This is a genomic window from Liquorilactobacillus mali (assembly GCF_001437155.1).
Lineage (GTDB): Bacteria > Bacillota > Bacilli > Lactobacillales > Lactobacillaceae > Liquorilactobacillus > Liquorilactobacillus mali_A.
The window spans coordinates 47,123-53,143 of the sequence record NZ_JQAR01000015.1; the positions used below are offsets into that span (position 1 = coordinate 47,123).

A 6,021-nucleotide genomic window follows, 5' to 3' on the forward strand; every position below is an offset into this window, starting at 1 on the left:
CTTTCGTGTTTAATTTTTGTAGCAAGTTCCATAACTGTATGTCTCTATTAGTTTTAATCCACCAGTTAAAATGTTCAGATCAGCATCTTTCCCAATCTCAAGAGTACCTTTGGTAGTAAGACCAAATTCGCGTGCCTGGTTAACAGATGACATTAAAACCGCGTCTTTAATTCCACAACCTGTATATGCAATAATATTACGGAATGCTTCTTGAAATTGCAATACCGATCCGGCTAAATTTCCAGTTTCTAGTCGTGCCTGACGATCTTTAACAATAACTTTTTGTCCTCCAAGTTCAGAAATACCCTCAGGCATTCCTTTAGCTCTCATCGAATCAGTAACCAACTCAATTCGCTCCGGTCCCTTTATCTCGTATGCCAACTTAATCATATCTGGAACAACATGAAACCCGTCAGCAATCATTTCACAATAAATGTTATCTTCAAGTAATGCATGCCCAGTTACACCAGGTTGACGATGCTTGAATTCTCGCTGTGCATTATATAAGTGTGTAACATGACTTGCTTTTGAATGCTTAAGCTGTTCTCTTAAAGCATTACTATGACCAATTGAAGGTACAATCCCATTTTGCAGACAATAATCCTCAAACTTTGCTGAAGTTTCATGCTCGGGAGCAAAAGTAACCAGTCTTACCAGATGACCAGAAAGTTCATTCCATTTATCAAACAACTCAACATCTGGTGCTTGAATATATTTTTCCGGTTGGGCTCCTTTAAAAACAGGTGAAATGAATGGGCCTTCCAAATGAATACCTTGAATTACACGATTTCTCTTTGCCGCTTCCTTGATTCCGACCATAGCCTTCGCTATATTTTCATGCGATTGTGTCATTGTCGTTGCAAAATAGCTCGTAATGCCTTCATGAATCATGTCTGTCACCATCTCATCGATTTGGTCAGCATTTCCATCCATCGCATCAAAACTATAACCACCGTGGCTGTGAACATCAATAAAACCAGGAACAATGATTTTGCCCTCAAGGTCAACAACCTCTGTGTCTTCCCCCTTAGCGACAAACTGTGCCATTGGTCCAACATCTTCGATTTTTTCAGAAAAACGAATGTACCCATCTTTAATTTCTTCTGTCCCAGTAAAAATATCAGCGTGTTTTAAAACTTTTGTCATAATATTTTCGTCTCCCCTTCTTAGTGTGTTGCCTGGTCCTTTAAAACAGTTGCATCTATGCCCTTGACAACTGCAGTCATGAAACCTGCTTCCTCCATTGCCAATAATCCAGCTATTGTCGTTCCACCTGGAGAACAAACATCATCAACCATATCCATAGGAGATTTTGTTCCTGCTAAAACTTTTTGGGCACTGCCTAAAACTGCTTGGGCAGATATTTCTGTTGCTTGTTTCTTAGTAAGACCGTACTTAACACCTGAACGAGCCATCGCATCTATAAAATAATAGATATACGCAGGTGAGCTTCCTGCCAGTGCTACAAAAATACTAAAATCCTTCTCAGGAATCTCCAATGTCCGACCCAAACTGTCAAACAAGCTCTTAGTCTGTTCGTAAATGATATCAGATACAGCATCATTCCTAACAAACGCTGTCATTCCTTCATTGATTTCGACATTTACATTAGGCATGATTCTAATTATAGGTATTTTCTTACTTTCAAATTGTGTAGATATTTCTTCCAATGAAACACCACTAGCCATAGAGATAATAAGCTTTCCCCCAGTAGTTACATCTTTTATTTCATCAATCACACTAGCTAACACAAAAGGTTTCACAGCCAATAAAACAATGTCTGCCTCCTCAACCACAGCAGCATTACTAGTACATGCAATAACTCCTGTTTTTTGTGCGTATTCCTCATAATTATTCCGATGTGCGCTATGTACAAGGATATCCCCAGGTTCAAAAACCTTTTTCGTCAACCAGCCTGTAATTATTGACTTGGCCATATTCCCAACACCGATAAATCCAATTTTCATTTGCCAACCTCCACTTTAGAAAATGATATATACCAATGTACTGAATGTATCATTTTTATTTGAAAAGTCAATCACTCTTGTTCCATCTTTTTCGATATAAAATAAAAAAAAGACAAAAAAAGAACGAAACAAAATTATTTCGTTCTCTATCTTCTATTCTTAATTGGGCTAGCTGGATTCGAACCAGCGCGTCACGGGATCAAAACCCGTTGCCTTACCGCTTGGCTATAGCCCAATATGGTGGAAGGGAGTGGATTCGAACCACCGAACCCGAAGGAGCGGATTTACAGTCCGCCGCGTTTAGCCAGACTTCGCTACCCTTCCATAGCATTACCGTTGTCATATCCGACCTAATAATAATACTATTTTTCACTATCTTGTGCAAGTGTTTTTTGAATTTTTATTCGATATCCTTCATCAATTTCTTTATTTTTGAAGAAAACATCAATAATACAACTCCAAAAAGAATTGTAACAGCCCCGACTATTCCAAAATAAGCAACTTCATTTTGTTCATTATAAAATTTTACTAATTGTGAATTGAATGCCTGTGCAACTGCATCACTGATAAACCATAAGCTCATCATTTGTGATTCAAATGCTTTAGGGGCTAATTTGGTTGTAGCAGAAAGTCCAATCGGAGAAATCAGCATTTCACCAATTATTACTAGGGCCCAACTCATTATTAACCATAAAGGACCGACTTTCGTATCGGTGCTGAATAAAATTCCTGGAAGCATCATCCATAGAAAGGACAGGCCTGCAAAAAAAAGACCATACGAGAACTTGGATGGTGCTGCTGGCTGCTTACTCCCTAGTGCAGTCCAAATTATTGCAAAAATTGGAGCATATATCATGATGAATAATGGATTCATACTTTGAAACCAACTAGATGGAAATGAATATCCCAAAAACTCTAGTCGGGTTTGCTCATTGGCAAATATTGCCAATACAACGGCACCTTGCTCCTCAATTGACCAGAATAATATGCTTGCAATAAATAATGGAACATATGCCCACACATGTAATCTTTCACTTTTAGTTATCTTTCTGCTATTCAGCATTACTACAAAATAATAGATTGGAATCAATACTGCAATAATCGTTATCAATAAAATAACATTACTAATGGTCAACAGATTAAATAAATACATGATAGTAAGAATCAGAGCAATTACTATGACAAAGAGAAGTATCTTCTTAATAATTGTCCGTAATTCGCTTGGATCGATTGGATCATTTGGATACAGACTATCCTTTGATAGGTACTTATTACCATCAAAATAATATTGGATTAAACCTATTAGCATTCCAATTGCTGCTAGTGAGAAACCCAGGTGAAAATTCACTTTTTGACCCAAATAACCCACAATAATTGGAGCAATAAACGCCCCTAGATTAATTCCAAAAACAAAGATGTTAAAGCCTGTATCTCTTCTTGCATCACCTTTTTGATATAAATCTCCAACCATCTCCGAAACATTTGGTTTTAAGAGTCCAGTTCCTATGACAATTAATGCAATTGAAATAAAAAGTGCCAGTTTACCAAATGGGGTGGCTAATACCGTATGACCTAGCATTATTAAAATTCCGCCCACAAATACAGTTCTGCGGCTGCCCCAGACCCTGTCACTGATAAATCCTCCCAAAACACTTGAAAGATAAACAAGCGACCCATAAATCGACATTATAGATAATGCAAGTGATTTGCTAAAACCAAGTCCACCAGCATCGACAGCATAGTACATATAATAAAGTAATATCGCTCTCATGCCATAATAGCTAAATCGTTCCCACATCTCTGTGAAAAAAAGTGTGGATAATCCTCGCGGATGTCCCAAAAACGTCACATCCATCGTTTTTTTATCCATTAGTAAATTCCTCCTGATCTTCAATTAGTACTTTGTCCTATATAATTAAATAATTTTTTAATTACGCGCATGGTTACATCGTATGTAAAATAAAATTATAAGTATCATTATTCTATAATTTAACACATAAGTAATCAAAACGTTTCCATGTTTATGATAAAAACAGTCATACAAAAGTGTCAACAAAATTAAAAATAAGAAACTCAATTCGGTCGTATTGCCGTATTTTCATTGCTACTTCAGTATTTGTTTTCAAATTATTCCTTGCAGCATCCATGATAGATTTAACTAAGATTTTCATATCATCGTTATATCTCTCCCATTTAGCATCGTTTGGCTTACTGCAATTATTTATAATGTATAGGCAGACCACCAAAATGGCTTATCACATACCTACACATCATTCTATTCCCTTATTTAATTTAATCGTATATTCATAATAAAGATTAATGAATAAATAAAATTTTTCCCACTCTTTGATAAATTTTTATCTAACATTTAAGTGTCACTTCGATAAATCATTTAAAATCAGCACCATTAGATTCTCCATAATTGTTATTTACAGTGATTGAACTTTCACCCTCAGTGCTGGTTCCAACATAATGCTGAGTGTCTGATGTTTGCCCTGCATAATCAGTTGTAGTACTTGACTCTTGTGCATCACTACTTGATCTGGCAGAACTAGAATATGTTGGCGCTTTATAAGTTGACGTTGCCCTGTAGCCTTTTGTGCTTGATGTTGTATATGTTCTAGATACTGTTGGCTTGGCCGTTCCCGCAGAGCTGTATGTTTTGCTATTTTCGGCACTTGAATATGTACCAGTTGAGCTTGTTTCTGTAGATGATTTAACAGCCGCTGTCGAATTAGCAGTATTGACAGAGTCAGATTGATTTGTAGCCAATGTTGCTGAACTTTCTGCCGCAGTGATTGCTGTACTGGAAGCCTTAGCCTCCCTTTTATTATTTATTTTTTTTAATTTAGAATTGTATTTATTAAGAAAAGCGTTAATTTCCTCAGTATAGTCCTTAACTTTTTTGGACGTAAATACAATACCTTTTTCACTCTTAACGTCCTTTAATTCACGGATTAAGTTGGCAACCTTGGACTGCAGTGTATCCTTTGTTTCCTTCTTCAAATTATTGGTCTCATTTTCCCTAATGATACTGTCGGCTTTATTTTTAAAATATCTCTTTTCTCTGGTAATCAATGTTTCAAATTTATAGGTGATTTCCCCATTTTTTCCCACAGTAGTTGATTTCAAATATTTAGCATATTCGGTTTCCAACTTTTTAAGTGCTTTTAATCTCTTTTCGCTACTACCATTGAAATCCTTACCATAACTGCTAACTTTTACTAATTCGGTTTTAACCTGGTCTGCATCTGCCCTTTGGTTCTGATTTTTGACAAATCCATACCCCAATAAAGATGTTGTTGCGATGACTCCTATGCCAGAAGCAATTATAATTCTCCTATATCGTTTAATACTTAAATGCCTCAAGTTTAAGCTCCCCTTTATAATTAAACTAGTCTATTCATTATATATCTCTATTTACGAAAAACATAGTGCCCATATTAAATATAGATAAATTATATTATTCTATTACTAGCTGCTTTATACGCCTACATATAATAACTATAAAGGATGACTTGACAAAGTACTCCATATAATTTGAACATACAATTAGTTGCCAAACATAGGAAAACTACATACACATTTGATTGAAAAATATAAAAAAGACCCAATTTACGAAAAACTTAACCGTAAATTAAAAACTTACCGGATAAAATTGGGCAAAAAAATAAACCAGCTTTAGAAAAACTGGCAATTAATACAATAATGATGCAATGGAGCTGCTTAAAGCCTCGTAAAATAAGGTATATATATGCCGGCTGCAGGACTTGAACCTGTGACCCTCGGTTTACGATACCGATGCTCTACCAGCTGAGCTAAGCCGGCATTTCAGATGACCCGTACGGGATTTGAACCCATGTTACCGCCGTGAAAGGGCGGTGTCTTAACCACTTGACCAACGGGTCGCACAGCAAAATACAACCGATTTTGCTAACAAAAAACTCAGAAACTGAAAATAATCAGTTATCCCGGTTATCAACAAATTCTGAGCCACTTGCACGGCAACGACCTATCCTCGCAGGGGGCGATCCCCCAACTACTATCGGCGCTA

At 36.5% G+C, this 6,021-nt stretch carries 4 protein-coding genes and 4 tRNA genes; all 8 read right to left on the reverse strand.

Features of this window, described 5'->3' with window-relative positions; all coding sequences use genetic code 11:
- Nucleotides 1–9: 9 nt before the first annotated feature.
- Nucleotides 10–1,146 (reverse strand): N-acetylglucosamine-6-phosphate deacetylase, encoded by a 1,137-nt coding sequence (nagA, locus tag IV36_RS07465; RefSeq protein WP_056991558.1) that lies wholly within the window; start codon nt 1,144–1,146, stop codon nt 10–12.
- 20 nt (nt 1,147–1,166) lie between these two features.
- Nucleotides 1,167–1,967, reverse strand: a complete 801-nt coding sequence (gene proC, locus IV36_RS07470) for a pyrroline-5-carboxylate reductase (protein WP_056991559.1) — start codon at nt 1,965–1,967, stop codon at nt 1,167–1,169.
- 163 nt (nt 1,968–2,130) lie between these two features.
- Nucleotides 2,131–2,202 (reverse strand) — tRNA-Gln (locus tag IV36_RS07475).
- 3 nt (nt 2,203–2,205) lie between these two features.
- Nucleotides 2,206–2,291 (reverse strand) — tRNA-Tyr (locus IV36_RS07480).
- 76 nt (nt 2,292–2,367) lie between these two features.
- On the reverse strand, nt 2,368–3,822 hold the full coding sequence (locus IV36_RS07485) for a peptide MFS transporter (RefSeq protein WP_420864920.1): 1,455 nt from the start codon (nt 3,820–3,822) through the stop codon (nt 2,368–2,370).
- Between the two features lie 533 nt (nt 3,823–4,355).
- Nucleotides 4,356–5,336, reverse strand: coding sequence for a hypothetical protein (locus tag IV36_RS07490; protein WP_056991561.1), 981 nt, complete (start codon nt 5,334–5,336; stop codon nt 4,356–4,358).
- Between the two features lie 386 nt (nt 5,337–5,722).
- Nucleotides 5,723–5,795: transfer RNA gene (locus IV36_RS07495), tRNA-Thr, on the reverse strand.
- An 8-nt stretch (nt 5,796–5,803) separates the two neighbouring features.
- Nucleotides 5,804–5,875: transfer RNA gene (locus IV36_RS07500), tRNA-Glu, on the reverse strand.
- Between the last annotated feature and the right edge of the window lie 146 nt (nt 5,876–6,021).